Genomic DNA, 15,121 nt, shown 5'->3' with positions numbered 1-15,121 from the left:
CTTACTTTGACAAGCGACCGATGATTTCCTTCGCCTGAGCCGCCGCCGTGAGGCGGTCGATTTCCGAAAGCTTACCGCAATCGGCGTCTGTATTAGCGGTGTCGCTTTGGTCTACGTCTGGCGAGCCGGACGTTATGATGACCAACCGCCAAGCGCAGGCGAAAATCGGCTTTCTAATAACCGCGCCATCGCAGCCACTTGATAGACAGAAGGCAACATTCCGTTGGCTTTGATAATCGCCTTTGTAGGCGAGCGGAAACCGCTTCTTGAAATCCTTTGCGGCGCTTTCGCAGAACGGCTTGTTTGCATCGTCCGCGCAAGAACCTGACAGGAAATCGCCTGCCGCTTGCGCACTCGCGTGTCCGGCAAAAAGAGCGGCGAAGGTCAACCCGATAAGCGCCTGTTTTAACACCTTAAAAACCATCCCTGAAAGCAACCCGTTAATGCTTCATAAACGCAGAATGACGGGGCGCATGTCAACCGATGATTATCAGCCCACCCTCTCTTTCCATTCGCATATAGGGTACTTGAAATGACGGCTTCGGACGATCACCGGCACGTTTCCAACGAAGATTACGGCGCGCGTATCGGAATTCTTTCGCAACGCACTACGAACCTTGAAAGCCAGTTCGCGGACCTGCGGCGCGATATCAACCACCAAATGAACGGCGTCAATTCTGCCGTTGTAAACCTATCAGGCAAGCTTGAAGAGCGCTTCCAAGCGCTCGCCGCATCGCTTGCCGAACGTTCCCGACCTCAATGGCAGGCGGTCGGCGTGGCGCTAACCTTTGCCGCTATGATCGGCGCTCTTGCTTATTGGCCGATCCGCGAAGCAACGAAAGACCTCAAGGATGGATTGTCTGCAATGTCGCAGAGGATCGTCACCCGACAGGAGCTTGAAATGTTCATGCAGCGGACGAACGAGAATACGGACAGGAATGAAGCCCGCATCGAAAAAGTCGATGACAAGCTTATTCCCCGGAGCGAATTCGAACTTGGAATGAAGGCGATGGAGCAGCGCCTTGAATTCCAGCAAAAACTTATCGACCAGAATTCAGAAGAGATTGGCCGAAGTAGGACCGCGCGCCCTATCGATCCCGGCTGAACAGAACGAACAATTCCCATCCCATCGCGGAAACCATAGCCGCGAATGCAAAAGGCCCCTGCCGGTTTTATCAACCGGCAGGGGCCTTTTTTGCGTTTCTATCCCACCAACGCCAAGCGCTGACGAACGATCCCCGGCGATAACGCCGACTTGGCGGCGTCGGGACGGAAGAGCTTGTATCCTTGTCGGCGCGACAAACCCACGGAAACTACGGCAATTGTGGCCTTTTCGTTTGGGCTATTATCGGTGCAACGGACCTCCGCTACCATCGTTCTCCCTCTCCAGACATCTGTGTCAAATGCCTATAGCTTGACTGGCTATCGATGCGCTTTATGTTGTGCGCGTCATTATTTAACGTCGGCACATTCATGCAAATCATCGCTCTCGATCATGTTCAACTGGCAATGCCTGAAGGTCAGGAGCAGAAAGCGCGCGATTTTTATGGTTCGACCCTCGGCTTTGCGGAAGTTCCAAAGCCTGAGAATCTGGCGGCTCGTGGCGGTTGCTGGTTTGAGAATGGAGCAATCAGGCTTCATCTGGGCGTCGAACGTCCTTTCGCACCTGCGCGCAAGGCACACCCTGCATTTCTGGTCGATAACCTCCATAACACGATCGCGCATCTGACGCGAGCAGGCATCGAAACCATCGGGGATGAGCCGCTGCACGGTTATGAGCGTTGCTACATCCACGATCCGTTCGGCAATCGTATCGAATTGATGCAAAAGATAGCCTGACGGCGATGGCCATCAGGCTATAAGTTTTAATTCGCTGCAGCTGCGATGATGCGACAAAGCCCTTCGCGTACCACCGACTTGTTGGTCGCCTGCCCCGCCTGAATACTGAAGATCGCATCGACACGAGTGCCTTTACCCTGCGCCCGTGCAGTGACGCGCAAGGTCTGGATGCGACCCGATCCGGTTGTTTCCTGAAACGCGTCAATCGAAGCGAGCTGCTTGTTGACCTTGATGCCCGAAAACCCTTCGGCTGCGACGGCTTGCGCCAGACGCTGCAAGGCGGTCGATGATTTCACACCGGCAAAGCTTTGTGTCGAGCGATAGCTAATCGCTGTTACGAGTGGAACACCCTCGGACTTGAAATTCTGTTCGCACGAAGCAGCAAAGCCTGCCCCAGTTGTCGCCAGGGTCAACAGACCCGCAAGCAGAAACACCCGCATTCATCTCTCCCTCAACTATATTAGACATTTAGACTATTAAATCGTGGCAGCAGTTTCGCCAACGGGAAGTTGATGGCCATGCGGCAACACTTCACTGGATTGTGGCCGGTGCAGCGACTATATCCGGCCCAAAGCCCGCTACCCGGCGAAAGGCAATCGACAAGCGATCATGACTGTTCTCATCAACCAGCCTCACCCGTCCATCGATCCGGTTTCAATCGAGAAACTAGTGGCCACTTTCTATGGACGCGCACGCGAGGATGAAGTCATCGGGCCGATCTTTGCCGATGCGGTTCATGATTGGGATCATCACATCGCACAGATCGCCGCATTCTGGTCGTCGGTTATTCTCAAGACCGGCAATTATGAAGGCCGCCCCATGGCGCCACATCTGAAACTGGGACTCAAGAACGAACATTTCGACCGTTGGCTCGACCTTTTCGAGACAACCGCACGCGAAATCTTCCCGCCGGAAGCCGCGATCATTTTCATAGACCGGGCACGGCGCATTGCCGACAGTTTTGAAATGGCGATTGCTACCAATACGGGACAGATTTCCGCACCACGGCATTCGCGCCGCCCTCTTTAACCACAAGAGGACGCAACCCTTGCGGGCAATGCCACCCATCTTGTCATCGAATATTTAACTATATAAGCACGTCCGCAGAATAGCCGGGCCGCAATTCAGTTGCGTCAATAGAAAATAAAGGCTTGCGGGAGCAGATAAAGCCTGACGCACGATGGTGTGCTTGCGGATTAACTAATATTCGCAACATATCACTTGCATAAAGGGGCAGAATTTCGAACAGTTACCGCAGCTTTTTTGAAAGCTCGATAGATCGTGTATCGCGTCAACCCAGACGTGAAGTTTCGACTTGAGCGGATATGCAGGGAGTTAAACTATGAATGAATCCATTCGCGAACTTTTGACCAAGGTCGGCGGCCTGCCGGGCCCGGTGACGGACATCGCCGACGATGCCGACCTTTACAGCGCGGGCCTGTCCTCCTTTGCATCGGTCCAGCTCATGCTTGGCCTGGAAGACAAGTTCGACATCGAATTTCCGGACCAGTATCTCAATCGCAAATCTTTTGCGAGCATCAAGGCCATCGAACAGACGATCACCCAAATTCTCAAGGACAAAGAGGCCGCATAATGAATGCCGGGGCGGGAAACAGTCTTTCAGAGCGCGTGGGCCGCGTTGCGGCCATAGCGGGTAAATTTTCCGATAGCGTCGATAAGGAAGGCCGCTTCCCGTGTGAAGCAATCGATGCGATGAAGGCCGAAGGTCTGCTGGGCATTCAGGTGCCGAGCGAATTCGGCGGCGAGAGTGCAGAGATCGACCAGATTGCAGAACTGTGCTGTGTTCTTGGTCAGTCTTGTGCATCGAGCGCCATGATTTTCGCCATGCATCACATCAAGCTTTCAAGCCTGGTGGAGCACGGCCAGACGGTTGAATGGCACCGGGACTTCATGCGCAAGGTCGCAAAGGACCAGCTGCTGCTTGCTTCGGCTACGACCGAAGGCGGCATTGGCGGGGATCTGCGCAACTCGATCTGCGCCATCGAGGTCGAAGGTGATATCTGCCGTCTGGAAAAGAACGCCACCGTCATTTCCTATGGTACCTATGCGGATGCCATTCTGATCACATCGCGCTCCCACAAGGATGCCGCATCGTCGGATCAGGTGATGACCGTGTTCCTGAAGGACCAGTACACGCTCGAAAAGACCCATGACTGGGACACGCTCGGCATGCGTGGCACCTGCTCGGAAGGTTTTGTATTCCGTGGCGAGGCGGACAAGGTGCAGATCCTGCCGCATCCCTTTGCCGAAATTGCAGCCCAATCCATGCTGGCGCAGTCGCATACGCTGTGGAGTTCGCTCTGGTATGGCATCGCCGTCGATGCGGTCAACCGCGCGCAGGCATTCGTGCGCGCCGCAGCGAAGCGCAATCCGGGTGCGCCGCAGCCGGGCGCTCTGCGCGTAGCCGAAGCGTCCAACATGCTTCAGATGCTGAAATCCGAAATCGTTGCCTGCCTCAAGACCTATCGCGAAGCAAAGCACGATCCGGACAAGCTGGCCTCGATGGGCTTTGCGATTGCGATGAACAATCTCAAGATTGCCGCATCGCAGACGATCCTTCAGATCATCAATCATGCCATGCTGGTCTGCGGCATCATGGGCTACAAGAACGGTACGCCTTTCAGCCTCGGACGCCATCTGCGTGACGCGCATTCGGCGCAGCTGATGATTTCAAACGAGCGCATCCTCGGCAATACGGCCACCATGCTGCTCATTCACAAACAGAACACCAGCCTTTTGGGATAATTGCCATGGATGCTCAGAGATCATTTCTAGACCGGCTTTTCGATTCCGGTCTCCTGATCGACACCGGCGTGGAAGGTCTTTACGGACGTTCCGGCCAGTTCGAAGATGTCATCCAGGCGTTTGAACGCCTGATCGACCGTACCGGAGGCAATGACGGCGCCGAAGCGATCCGCTTTCCACCCGGCATGAACCGCGCTTTTTTCGAGAAAAGTGGCTACATGAAAAGCTTCCCGCAGCTGGCCGGCACCGTGCACAGCTTCTGTGGCTGCGAGCTTGACCACGTCAATCTCATCAAATGCATGGATGAAGGCACGGACTGGACGCTGGAGCAAAAAGCAACAGACATCGTGCTGACGCCTGCGGCCTGTTATCCGCTCTATCCGACTGTAGCCAAACGCGGACCGCTGCCGCAGGGCGGCGGGCTTTACGACCTGCAATCCTATTGCTTCCGTCATGAACCGTCGATCGACCCTGCCCGCCAGCAGCTTTTCCGCATGCGTGAGTATGTGCGCATGGGCACCGAAGCCGATGTGATGTCGTTCCGCCAGCTCTGGATCGACCGTGGCACGGAAATGATGAAGAAGGTCGGACTGCCGGTCGAAATCGACGTCGCCAACGACCCGTTCTTCGGACGCGCAGGCAAGTTGCTGGTCAACAACCAGCGCGACCAGAACCTGAAATTCGAGCTGCTGATCCCGATCACCAGCGTCGAAAAGCCGACCGCTTGCATGAGCTTCAACTATCATCAGGACCAGTTCGGCGTGAAGTGGGGCCTCTCCCTCAATGACGGTGCCGTGGCGCACACGGCCTGCGTCGGGTTCGGACTGGAGCGCATCGCGCTGGCGCTCTTCCATCATCACGGTCTGGATGTTGAAATCTGGCCGGAAAACGTACGCAAGGAATTGTGGGGCTGATCACGACCATGCAGGCAGTTTTTCCGAACATCGCGCCCGACCGTTACACGCCGCACGCTTTGCATGCCCAGACGCGTATCTGGCCGGAAACAAACTGCTATGTCGATCTTTGGATCGAAGTGCTGGCAACATTGGGTGTCGCTCCGGAAGCCATGCTCGGTTTCACGCTGACACAGGATTTCGAGGGCGACCAGTTCACCTTCTTCAAGGTGCCGCTGGAAGACCTCGAAGCCCTTTATGGCGTTCGGGCGACGGAGCTTGCGATTTTTGATCATGTGGAAAGCCATGTCGCCGAGCAGATCGCGCGCGGACGTCTGTGCATGATCGAAATGGACAGCTACTTCATGCCGGATACGCACGGCGTCAGCTATCGCACGGAACATGGCAAGACGACCATCGCCATCAACCGTATGGACGTCGAAAACCGCTTGCTGGACTATTTCCACAATGGCGGTTTCTATCACCTCGAAGGTGAGGATTTCGACGGCGTTTTCCAGCGTCATCTGACGGAAGCCGACCTGCCCTTCCTGCCCTATACGGAATTCGCCAAGTTTCCGAAGCATGTGCCGGATGAAGCGCATCAGCGACGCGTTGCCGAAATCCTTCTGCCCCGCCACTTTGTCCGCAGGCCGAAGGAAAACCCGATCCGCGCCTTTGCCAGCGTGTTTCCGGGACAGGTTGAAGCAATCGCGGAACGCCCGTTCGGCTTCTTCCATAAATATGCATTCAACACGCTGCGCCAGCTCGGCGCGAATTTCGAACTCACAGCAAGTCATCTTGACTGGCTCGGACAAGGCAGGCGCTTTGCAACGGCCTCGGCAGATGCCTTGCAGATTGCGGAAACGGCAAAGGCTGTTCAGTTCCAGCTCGCCCGCGCCGTCATGCGCAAGAAATTCGACGCATTGGCCGGAACGCTACAACCGGCGGCAGATGCCTGGGATCGGATGACGACAGCGCTTGCAGCGGAACTTGGTCGCGATGCGGCTTGAACTAAACCCGACCAAACGACCGCTCTCGACCGGCTGGCGGCTTGCTGTCACCGACCCGGATGCGGCGCAAACGCCGCATGATGCCAAGTCCAGTACGGCGATCAATGACGCGCCGGTACCCGGCACAGTGGCGGAAGCTCTGGAAAAATCGGGGCATTTCGACCGAAACAATCCCGTAGCGCTCGATAACAGGCAAGCCTGGTATTTCCTTGATATCGAGGAGACACCCGGCCCCGCCACACTCCATTTTGGCGGGCTTGCCACGATTTGCGACATCTTTTTCAATGGCAAGTTGCTGCTACAAACCGACAGCATGTTTCTCGGTTATGATTTGCCGGTTACGCTGACCGGCAAGGACGAGCTTGCCTTGTGTTTTCGCGCGCTCGCACCTCGCCTCAGCCAGAAAGGCCCACGCGCCCGCTGGCGCACGCAACTGATGAACACGCAGGGTCTGCGCCTCATCCGCACAACAGCACTCGGCTATATGCCGGGCTGGTGCCCGGAAGTGCATGCAGTGGGCCCATGGCGTTCGATTTCCATCAGCCGTTCCTATGCTGAAGCCATATCCGACATCGGCATTCAGGCAAGACTGACCGATACCGGCGATGGCGAACTTGCGGTCAGTTTCATCTATGGCGGCACAGCCGGAACGCTCATCCTCCATTGCGCGGGGCGACAGATCACCTGCGAACGCCAGACCGGCGATCAGTGGACAGCAAGGCTGACGCTTCCCAGCGTCGAGCCGTGGTGGCCACATACGCACGGCAATCCTGCGATGCACAATATCGAACTTTCGTTCGACGGCGAACTACGCCTGCTGGGGCATACCGGCTTTCGCCGCATCGAGGTCGACCGTGGACCAGATGGCAAGAGCTTTGCGCTCAGGATCAATGGCGAAAAAATCTTCTGTCGCGGCGCGGTATGGAGTTCTGCCGATATCGTCCGCCTTCCCGGCGCCCGCGACGATTACGAGCCATGGCTGAAGCTCGCGCAGGAAGCGGGCATGAACATGCTGCGGCTGAGCGGCATCACCGCCTATGAGACACCGGATTTCTATGCGCTTTGCGACGAGCTGGGCATCATGGTGTGGCAGGACTTCATGTTCGCCAATTTCGACTATCCGGTGAAGGACGAAGCATTTGTCACAAAAGTGCAGGCAGAAGCGTCTCAGCTTCTGGCCGCTGTCCGACATGCGCCATCGCTGACGGTCTTTTGTGGCGGCAGTGAAATTTACCAGCAGGGCGCAATGATGGGCCTGCCGGAAGCGACCTGGAAAGGCCCGCTTACCGAGGAGATCCTGCCCGGTATTGTTGACAAGCTTTGCCCCCATGTTCCCTATGTGTCGAACTCGCCCTGCGATGGCGCCCTTCCCTTCATCAGCAATGAAGGCGTCAGCCATTACTATGGAGTCAGCGCTTATTGCCGTCCCCTGGACGATGCGCGACGTGCGGAAGTACGCTTTGCGACCGAATGTCTGGCCTTCTCCAACGTGCCCGAAGCGCGCACGCTGAAAACCCATCTCGATGTACCCCCGGTTCACGATCCGCGCTGGAAAGCACGCGTGCCCCGCGACCGTGGTGTGTCCTGGGATTTCGAGGATGTGCGGGACGCCTATCTGGAGATGCTGTACGGCTATGATCCGGCACGGCTGCGGCGCGAGGATGTGGAACAGTATCTCCACCTTTCCCGCGCTGTCACGGCGGAAGTGATGGAAGCGACCTTCGCCGAGTGGAGAAGACCGGGAAGCACCTGTTTCGGTGCGCTTCTCTGGATGTTCCAAGACCTGCTGCCCGGGGCCGGTTGGGGCATGATCGATGCGACCGGCGAACCCAAAGCCTCATGGCATGGTTTGAAACGCGCCTTCCGTCCACAGCAGGTCGCCTTGACCGATGAAGGCGTCAATGGCCTCGCGATTCATGTTCTGAATGAGCAGGCAGAATCCGCTGATCTTTCGCTTGAACTGGCCTGTTTGCGCGCCGGTTCGCAGCCGGTGGTTTCCGGCCGCCGTGATCTTTCGATTGCCGGTCGTTCAGCGATCACCATTGCCGCAACGGACTTGTTCGGCGCATTCTTCGATGTCACTTACGCCTATCGTTTCGGCCCTCCGGCCCATGACGTGACCGTTGCGCGACTGAAGCGCAATGACATTACGATTGCCGAGGCATTTCACTTTCCGCTCGGACGAACAAAGGCATTTCACGACGCCACTATCGAAGTAGCTCCCATCGAAGAGAACGGAAACTGGTTCCTCGATCTGAAAACGCCAGTTCTGGCCCAATCTGTTAGCATCGATGCAGGTGACTGGCGGGCTGCCGAGAACTGGTTTCACCTTGCTCCCAACGAGACGAAACGCATCGCCCTTGCTCCACGTAAGGCAACACTCGAAAAACCGTCTGGAGAAATCCGCATCGCCGGTTCGTCACGGATCGTCTGGTTCTAACCCCGCAAGGCCATTGCGCGGATCGCGCCGATATAAATCTCGCGCGAATGTTCCGGCGTCAGATTATGATCGGCATCCGGAATGATGGCGACTGACGCATTGTCGAAGCCCTGCAGCTTGGCGCCCGCCTGATCAAAATAGAAATTGAAATGTTCGCGCCCGATATCCTTTTCGGCATAGACCAGCGCCAGCGGCACCTCACGCTGCTTCAATTCGTCAAAAGCCGAATAGACTGCCCGTCCTTCCACTGTGCGGCTGCGCAGAAGCTTGCGTGCAAGCCCGCGAATACGCCCGACAACCCCGCGCGAGATATTACGCAGGATGGCACGGATATCCAGTTCACCGCGAAACAAGCGCTGGAATGTTTCGGCGCGGAGCGCGCGGCTGCCATAATCCTCCAGCGTGCGCTTGCCGTCGCGAACGGCATCTTCTACCGAGCGTCCCGGCGCCCAGTAGAACGTCTCCGGATTGACGAGGACCGCGCCGGAAATGCGCTCGTCTTTCAAGGCACTGTGGAACCCCAGAAAAGCACCGCTGCATCGTCCTGCGATAATGGGACGGCCCCAACCAATAATGTCGAGATAGTCGAGGGCTTCGGCAACATCGGCCTCTGCCCCATTGGTATAAAGCACCTGTTCCGGCATCCCCGGATTGGGCGGGCTGTCGCCTGCATTCGCAATATCGAAGCGCAGCGACGCTATCCCTTCCCGCGCAAGCTTGCGCGCCATATCGACGGTCGTGCGCCCCCATCCGACACGTCGATCATAGGCTGCGGAGAGGAACAGGACCGTTCTGCCGCGCCGCTCACCCACGGGTGCGCAGAGAACGCCTGAAAGGCGATTGCCGGAACCGAACGACACTGGCGTTTCCACAAAACCGTCACCCGTCAAAGTGCCGCCAAGTGCCCTTTCATCCGGCTTGTTCTGCGCAGGCTGCGAACCTGCCAGACCTGCCGCCCAGTCGACAAGCCGGTCCGCGACTTCCAGCGGCAGGCGCGAGATGACAGGGTTCGAAATCAGCTTGTCGTAATCGGTAAAAGCTTCAACCGTCACATCGGCGCCCAGCCCTTCCAGATGCGTTGCCAATTCGGCATCGTTCGGACGGTCCGTCCGCGCCAGCAAAAGGCATTGAGGCGCAGGCTTCGTCTCCAGCGACAGAAGATTGATCTTCTTTACATCGGCGGCCACTTCCGGCTGCATTGTCAGCGATGCGATGGAAACGCTGTTCTTGATCCTTTGCTCGTCCGTCAGGCCCAGATCGGCATCGACCATACTCGACCAGACGGCCAGTTCACGTGTGTAGAACCGCCCGGAAATGACCGGCGCCAGAAGCGCCAACGCTGCGATGCCTTCGATCCGGGCCGCAGTTTCGGCAGCAATCGCAGCTCCGAGGCTTTGTCCAATGATGATGACGCGGCTTGCCCCGGACAGGTCACGCGCCTTCCGGGCAGCTTCAGCAAGCGTATTGCGCCAGAACTCCAGCCCTTTGGAAAAGTCGATGTCGTCGCGTCCGTCACCCGTGCCGGGCCAATCGAAACGGACAGAACCTATCCCCCGCACCGCAAGTCCGTCGGCGATGATACGCCAGAATTTGCGTGTCGTGCAGAGCTCTTCCAGCCCCCAGGGGCTTGCGAACAAGACAACCGTATCAAGAGATGGGCCAACAGGGGCCTGATAAAGGCCCAGCGTGTCGCAGAAGACGACCGGGCTGGCGGCAGACCGCACAACATTCGCCGGTTGCCTGTAGGATGTTTCGTTTTCCACCCTGTCGCCCATGCCTGATGCACCCCATCACAGAAATCACATCCTGCAATAATGGAAATCGCGCAAGGCACCAAGGATTTATCGCAGCGACTGCGAAAACGTGCCCCTGCCGTGCATCAAGCGCGGCAGGGTTGCAACAGGTAGAGCCCGTCTTCCAAAAGTGGAAGCTGTTCAAAAGACCGGATCAGGCCGCTGGCTTGGTCTTTTCGCCTTCCAGCAGCTTTTCGTGACGCAGCAGCATGCCGTAGAGATCACGCGGCTCATCTGGATCGGCAAGAAGATCCAGCTTTTCGTAGAAGCCCGTGTCCTTCAGCTTGTCACGCACATAGCGTAGAGCCGAAAAATCCTCGGTCGCAAAGCCGACGGAATCGAACAGCGTAATCTGACGCGCATCCTTGCGGCCTTCAGTCTTGCCGGTGATCACTTCCCACAATTCATTGACGGGATAATCTTCCGGCAGCTGCTGGATTTCGCCTTCGATGCGGGTCTGCGGAGGATATTCAACGAAGATGTCCGAACGGCGCAGAATATCGCCGTGCAGTTCCGTCTTGCCGGGGCAATCACCGCCAACCGCGTTGATATGCACACCAGCACCAACCATATTGTCGGTCAGGATCGTCGCATTGAGCTTGTCGGCAGTTACGGTCGTGATGATGTCCGCACCCTCGACCACTTCTTCGACATCCTTGCAGATCACGATGTCAAAACCTGCACCTTCAAGATTGCGTGCGCATTTTTCCGAAGCCGTACGGTCAATATCGTAAAGACGCAGCTTGTCGATGCCGAGAATTGCCTTGAACGCTAAGGCCTGAAACTCGCTCTGTGCGCCGTTGCCGATGATCGCCATCGTGCGTGCGTTCTTTGGCGCAAGATGCTTTGCGGCAACCGCTGAGGTAGCAGCCGTGCGCAGCGCCGTCAGAATGGTCATTTCGGTCAGAAGCATCGGATAACCGCTGCCAACATCCGAAAGAACACCAAAAGCCGTCACTGTCTGCAGGCCGTCGCGCGTATTCTTCGGATGACCGTTCACATATTTGAAGCCGTACATCGTACCGTCGCTTGTCGGCATCAGCTCGATCACGCCCTCATCGGAATGCGAAGCCACGCGTGGCGTCTTGTCGAAGCTTTCCCAGCGACGGAAATCCTCTTCCACGTAATCGGCAAGTTCCTTAAGGAAAGTCTCGACGCCGACGGAAAGCACCAGCTTCATCATGTGATCGACACTGACAAAAGGGACGATATTCAGGTTCGGTTGGGTCATTCTTGCTCCTTAACATTCAGCGGCAGACCATTTGATCCCGCCAGCAGTGAATGCAGTTTTGAATTCAATAATTGATGGTTGGACGGTCCATAACGCTGCGGCCCAAAAGGCTCGCCATCAGGTCGACCATCACCGTTGCGGTACGTCCGCGTTCATCGAGAAACGGGTTCAGCTCGACGAGATCGAGGCTCGTCACCAGATCGCTGTCATGCAGCATTTCCATGATGAGATGCGCTTCACGGAAGGTCGCTCCGCCCGGAACCGTGGTGCCGACAGCCGGCGCAATCGAAGGTTCAAGGAAGTCGACATCGAGGCTGACGTGCAGAAGGCCGTTTTCGTCCTTCACGCGCTTAAGGAAGCGACGCAGCAAGGCAGCAACACCATGTTCGTCGATAAGGCGCATGTCATAGACGGCAACATCGGTCTGCTTGATCGCAGCGCGTTCTGCCGGATCAACACTGCGAATACCCATCATGCAAACATTGGCGGGATCAATCGGTGCTGCCAGGGCCGGGAAATAGCCCTCAAAGCCCTTCTGGCCCGTGTAATAGGCAACAGGCGTGCCGTGCAGATTGCCGCTGCCAGTCGTTTCCAGCGTGTGGAAATCCGTATGGGCATCAAGCCACAACACAAACTGCTTGCGACCCTTTTCTGCAGCGCGGCGCGCGATACCCGGAACAGTGCCTGCAGCGAGCAGATGATCGCCACCGAGGAAGATCGGGAAACCTTCTTCACTCTCACGATATGCGGCTTCGCTGATGGCTTCGATCCAGGCAACAGCCTGCGGCAGCGCCTTGATCACAGGATTGGAATGGGCCAGCGGGCGCAGTTCGGCCGGGGCCAGATTACCGAGATCGGTAAACTCGTGGCCGAGTTCGCGAATCGCATCCGCAATGCCAGCGGCGCGATAACCGTCAGGGCCCATATTGCAGCCCAGACGGCCCGTGCCTTCCTGAACAGGCAATCCCAAAATCTTGCAATGCATAAACTGCTACTCCAGAGAAATTATTACCCTAGATTGACCATTTACGCTTGGCGATGTGAAGCAACCGGATTGGCAATTTTAACGGTTTGGTTTATCAGAATGTCGGATTGGCTTTTCAAAATGGAGAAAACATGGACGATCTGGATGAAAAGCTCATCACGCTTTTACGTCACAACGGACGGCGCAGTATTTCGGATGTGGCAATCGATCTCGGCGTTTCCCGCGCAACGGTCCGCGCCCGTATGGAACGATTGGAACAGTCCGGCGACATCATCGGCTACACGGTGATCCTGCGGTCCGATGCAGTTGATCTGCCGGTGCGCGGTATCATGATGATCGAAATCGAAGGCAATGTCGCCGACCGTGTGGTCAAGGCGCTCGGCGGCTTCTCGGAAGTTTCCGCCGTTCACACCACCAATGGCCGCTTCGATCTGGTAGTGGAACTGGGTGCTGCGACGCTCACCGATTTTGATGCCGTGCTGCGCCGCATCAGGCTGGTGCCGGGCATCAAGGCCAGCGAAACCAACCTGCTGCTTGCCACACCGCGCTCGACGCGGGCGCGTCTGTAACAAAAAGCCCGGCAATTCGCCGGGCTTTTTCGCTGTTAGGCAAGGATCGGATAATCCGTATATCCCTTGGCGCCGCCGCCATACATATGCTGCTGGTCCAGCTCATTAAGCGGTGAATTATCCTTCAAGCGACGAACGAGATCCGGATTCGAGATGAACGGCTTGCCAAAGGCCACGACGTCAGCGCGACCGCTTTCTATCTCTTCTTCCGCCAGTTCACGATCATAGCCATTATTGACCATCCAGGCAGCTTCGCCGCCAGCATCGCGATAGACCTGCTTCAGGCGCGCATAGTCAAAAGGCTGCGGGCCCTGCTGGAAATCGCGCGGACCACCGGTCGCACCTTCAATGATATGAACATATGCAAGACCGTAAGCGGCGAGCTTGTCGAGCACATAGTCGAACAGCGGCTGCGGATCGGAATCCGAGGCGTCATTGGCGGGCGTCACTGGCGAAAGACGAATGCCAACCTTGCCTGGCGCGACCGACTTGGTGATCGCATCCACCACTTCAAACAGGAAGCGGGCGCGGTTTTCGATAGAGCCGCCATATTCATCGGTACGATGGTTGCTGTCCGAACGCAGGAACTGATCGATCAGATAGCCGTTTGCCGCATGAATTTCGACGCCGTCGAAACCAGCCACTTCAACGGCATCCTTGGCAGCCTTGGCATAGGTCGCAACGATTTCCGGAAGCTCGCTCTTTTCAAGTGCACGCGGTTCGGAGGTTGGCGCAAATTCGCCGGTGCCATCGGGATGCACAAGATAGGTCTTTGACTTGGCGATGATGGCCGAAGGCGCAACCGGCTTGCCGCCATTTGGCTGCAACGTGTTGTGTGAAATACGCCCCACATGCCACATCTGCACGACGATCTTGCCGCCTGCGCTGTGCACTGCGTCGGTCACACGTTTCCAGCCTGCCAACTGTTCGGCGGAATAAAGGCCCGGCACATCGGCATAGCCCTGTCCCTGATGGCTGATCGGCGTTGCCTCCGTGATGATGAGGCCCGCACTGGCGCGCTGTTCGTAATAGGTGACGTTGAGATCATTCGGCACGGCGCGCGGTGAGCGATTACGCGTCAGCGGTGCCATAACAATACGATTGGCAAGCTTCAGATCGCCGATTGTAACTGGATCGAACAATGTGGCCATGGATACATTCCTTCAAATGGGAAAGATTGGGCAAATGGGAAAGATTGGACTGGTGAATTAAAGATCGGATACAGCTTTGATGAAGGCGGCTATCGCCTCCTCATCACGCTTGTAGAACGTCCATTGGCCAACGCGGTGGGGCATGATCAGCCCCGCCTTTGTCAGCACGGACAAATGAGCAGAAACGGACGACTGGGAGAGGCCGCACCGTTCGAACTGGCCCGCGCACACGCCCATCTCCAGAGGCATGTGCTGATCGGAGAAATGGTTCTCCGGTTCCTTGAGCCAGCTCAAAATGTCGAGACGCACCGGATTGGCGAGCGCCTTGAGTATCTCGTCCAAGGGTATAGACTGAACATCCGACATCGCAGTCACCTCGCTGATCCTTTGATACGTATCGTCATTTCCCGATATAAGTATTGAGTAAATCCGATTTATAAAGAG

Annotated in this window: 16 protein-coding genes; 9 read left to right on the top strand and 7 right to left on the bottom strand. The window is 56.7% G+C overall.

Features of this window, described 5'->3' with window-relative positions; translation table 11 throughout:
• Window position 1: 1 nt before the first annotated feature.
• Window positions 2-412 (bottom strand): hypothetical protein, encoded by a 411-nt coding sequence (locus tag OANT_RS07645; protein WP_115179307.1) that lies wholly within the window; start codon window positions 410-412, stop codon window positions 2-4.
• Between the two features lie 120 nt (window positions 413-532).
• Between OANT_RS07645 and OANT_RS07640 the strand changes: the two genes are divergently transcribed.
• Both OANT_RS07640 and OANT_RS07635 read left to right on the top strand, forming a co-directional pair.
• Window positions 533-1,105 (top strand): hypothetical protein, encoded by a 573-nt coding sequence (locus OANT_RS07640; RefSeq protein ID WP_012091536.1) that lies wholly within the window; start codon window positions 533-535, stop codon window positions 1,103-1,105.
• 368 nt (window positions 1,106-1,473) lie between these two features.
• A complete protein-coding gene (locus OANT_RS07635; RefSeq protein WP_040129141.1) occupies window positions 1,474-1,839 on the top strand; it encodes a VOC family protein in 366 nt (121 codons plus the stop codon).
• Between the two features lie 26 nt (window positions 1,840-1,865).
• Here OANT_RS07635 and OANT_RS07630 read toward each other — a convergent pair whose 3' ends face one another.
• The gene (locus tag OANT_RS07630) at window positions 1,866-2,279 is read right to left on the bottom strand and encodes a hypothetical protein (protein ID WP_012091534.1); all 414 of its coding nucleotides are present in this window, start codon (window positions 2,277-2,279) and stop codon (window positions 1,866-1,868) included.
• 169 nt (window positions 2,280-2,448) lie between these two features.
• Here OANT_RS07630 and OANT_RS07625 point away from each other — a divergent pair, with 169 nt between their 5' ends.
• The 6 genes from OANT_RS07625 to OANT_RS07600 all read left to right on the top strand — a co-directional run bounded on the left by OANT_RS07625 (window position 2,449) and on the right by OANT_RS07600 (window position 8,948).
• Window positions 2,449-2,868: a group III truncated hemoglobin gene (locus tag OANT_RS07625; protein ID WP_010659546.1), complete on the top strand. Its 420-nt coding sequence runs from the start codon at window positions 2,449-2,451 to the stop codon at window positions 2,866-2,868.
• 313 nt (window positions 2,869-3,181) lie between these two features.
• Entirely contained in the window at window positions 3,182-3,433 is a 252-nt protein-coding gene (locus OANT_RS07620) for an acyl carrier protein (RefSeq protein WP_012091533.1), read from the top strand.
• Window positions 3,433-4,605 carry an acyl-CoA dehydrogenase family protein gene (locus OANT_RS07615; protein WP_010659545.1) on the top strand — a complete coding sequence of 391 codons (1,173 nt, stop codon included), beginning with the start codon at window positions 3,433-3,435 and terminating at the stop codon, window positions 4,603-4,605. The genes OANT_RS07620 and OANT_RS07615 overlap by 1 nt, the downstream gene beginning before the upstream one ends.
• Window positions 4,606-4,610: 5 nt before the next feature.
• The gene (locus OANT_RS07610; protein WP_012091532.1) at window positions 4,611-5,519 is read left to right on the top strand and encodes an amino acid--[acyl-carrier-protein] ligase; all 909 of its coding nucleotides are present in this window, start codon (window positions 4,611-4,613) and stop codon (window positions 5,517-5,519) included.
• A gap of 8 nt (window positions 5,520-5,527) precedes the next feature.
• A complete protein-coding gene (locus tag OANT_RS07605; protein ID WP_012091531.1) occupies window positions 5,528-6,508 on the top strand; it encodes a DUF1839 family protein in 981 nt (326 codons plus the stop codon).
• Window positions 6,498-8,948 carry a glycoside hydrolase family 2 protein gene (locus OANT_RS07600; protein ID WP_012091530.1) on the top strand — a complete coding sequence of 817 codons (2,451 nt, stop codon included), beginning with the start codon at window positions 6,498-6,500 and terminating at the stop codon, window positions 8,946-8,948. The genes OANT_RS07605 and OANT_RS07600 overlap by 11 nt, the downstream gene beginning before the upstream one ends.
• Here OANT_RS07600 and OANT_RS07595 read toward each other — a convergent pair.
• The 3 genes from OANT_RS07595 to rocF form a co-directional block, all read right to left on the bottom strand.
• Complete coding sequence (locus tag OANT_RS07595) at window positions 8,945-10,723, bottom strand: alpha/beta fold hydrolase (RefSeq protein ID WP_012091529.1); 1,779 nt, start codon at window positions 10,721-10,723, stop codon at window positions 8,945-8,947. The two genes, OANT_RS07600 and OANT_RS07595, sit on opposite strands and share 4 nt — an antisense overlap.
• Window positions 10,724-10,895: 172 nt before the next feature.
• Window positions 10,896-11,972, bottom strand: a complete 1,077-nt coding sequence (gene ocd, locus OANT_RS07590; protein WP_012091528.1) for an ornithine cyclodeaminase — start codon at window positions 11,970-11,972, stop codon at window positions 10,896-10,898.
• Window positions 11,973-12,036: 64 nt separating this feature from the next.
• Complete coding sequence (rocF, locus tag OANT_RS07585) at window positions 12,037-12,957, bottom strand: arginase (RefSeq protein WP_012091527.1); 921 nt, start codon at window positions 12,955-12,957, stop codon at window positions 12,037-12,039.
• A gap of 131 nt (window positions 12,958-13,088) precedes the next feature.
• Between rocF and OANT_RS07580 the strand changes: the two genes are divergently transcribed.
• The gene (locus OANT_RS07580; protein WP_010659538.1) at window positions 13,089-13,526 is read left to right on the top strand and encodes an Lrp/AsnC family transcriptional regulator; all 438 of its coding nucleotides are present in this window, start codon (window positions 13,089-13,091) and stop codon (window positions 13,524-13,526) included.
• Between the two features lie 35 nt (window positions 13,527-13,561).
• Here OANT_RS07580 and OANT_RS07575 read toward each other — a convergent pair whose 3' ends face one another.
• On the bottom strand, window positions 13,562-14,677 hold the full coding sequence (locus OANT_RS07575; protein ID WP_012091526.1) for an alkene reductase: 1,116 nt from the start codon (window positions 14,675-14,677) through the stop codon (window positions 13,562-13,564).
• Window positions 14,678-14,734: 57 nt separating this feature from the next.
• Window positions 14,735-15,043, bottom strand: coding sequence for an ArsR/SmtB family transcription factor (locus OANT_RS07570; protein ID WP_012091525.1), 309 nt, complete (start codon window positions 15,041-15,043; stop codon window positions 14,735-14,737).
• Window positions 15,044-15,121: the final 78 nt, after the last annotated feature.

This window comes from Brucella anthropi ATCC 49188, assembly GCF_000017405.1.
Classification (GTDB): domain Bacteria; phylum Pseudomonadota; class Alphaproteobacteria; order Rhizobiales; family Rhizobiaceae; genus Brucella; species Brucella anthropi.
The sequence above is the reverse complement of the archived record's forward strand: the minus strand, read 5'-3'. Positions and strand labels throughout refer to the sequence as shown.

Bases quoted from the DNA above. Each gene is read 5' to 3' on its own strand.
- OANT_RS07630 (WP_012091534.1), bottom strand. From the start codon at position 2,279: ATGCGGGTGTTTCTGCTTGCGGGTCTGTTGACCCTGGCGACAACTGGG.
- OANT_RS07625 (WP_010659546.1), top strand. From the start codon at position 2,449: ATGACTGTTCTCATCAACCAGCCTCACCCGTCCATCGATCCGGTTTCA.
- OANT_RS07640 (WP_012091536.1), top strand. From the start codon at position 533: ATGACGGCTTCGGACGATCACCGGCACGTTTCCAACGAAGATTACGGC.
- rocF (WP_012091527.1), bottom strand. From the start codon at position 12,957: ATGCATTGCAAGATTTTGGGATTGCCTGTTCAGGAAGGCACGGGCCGT.
- OANT_RS07575 (WP_012091526.1), bottom strand. From the start codon at position 14,677: ATGGCCACATTGTTCGATCCAGTTACAATCGGCGATCTGAAGCTTGCC.
- OANT_RS07620 (WP_012091533.1), top strand. From the start codon at position 3,182: ATGAATGAATCCATTCGCGAACTTTTGACCAAGGTCGGCGGCCTGCCG.
- OANT_RS07570 (WP_012091525.1), bottom strand. From the start codon at position 15,043: ATGTCGGATGTTCAGTCTATACCCTTGGACGAGATACTCAAGGCGCTC.
- ocd (WP_012091528.1), bottom strand. From the start codon at position 11,972: ATGACCCAACCGAACCTGAATATCGTCCCTTTTGTCAGTGTCGATCAC.
- OANT_RS07615 (WP_010659545.1), top strand. From the start codon at position 3,433: ATGAATGCCGGGGCGGGAAACAGTCTTTCAGAGCGCGTGGGCCGCGTT.
- OANT_RS07580 (WP_010659538.1), top strand. From the start codon at position 13,089: ATGGACGATCTGGATGAAAAGCTCATCACGCTTTTACGTCACAACGGA.
- OANT_RS07610 (WP_012091532.1), top strand. From the start codon at position 4,611: ATGGATGCTCAGAGATCATTTCTAGACCGGCTTTTCGATTCCGGTCTC.
- OANT_RS07635 (WP_040129141.1), top strand. From the start codon at position 1,474: ATGCAAATCATCGCTCTCGATCATGTTCAACTGGCAATGCCTGAAGGT.
- OANT_RS07605 (WP_012091531.1), top strand. From the start codon at position 5,528: ATGCAGGCAGTTTTTCCGAACATCGCGCCCGACCGTTACACGCCGCAC.
- OANT_RS07600 (WP_012091530.1), top strand. From the start codon at position 6,498: ATGCGGCTTGAACTAAACCCGACCAAACGACCGCTCTCGACCGGCTGG.
- OANT_RS07595 (WP_012091529.1), bottom strand. From the start codon at position 10,723: ATGGGCGACAGGGTGGAAAACGAAACATCCTACAGGCAACCGGCGAAT.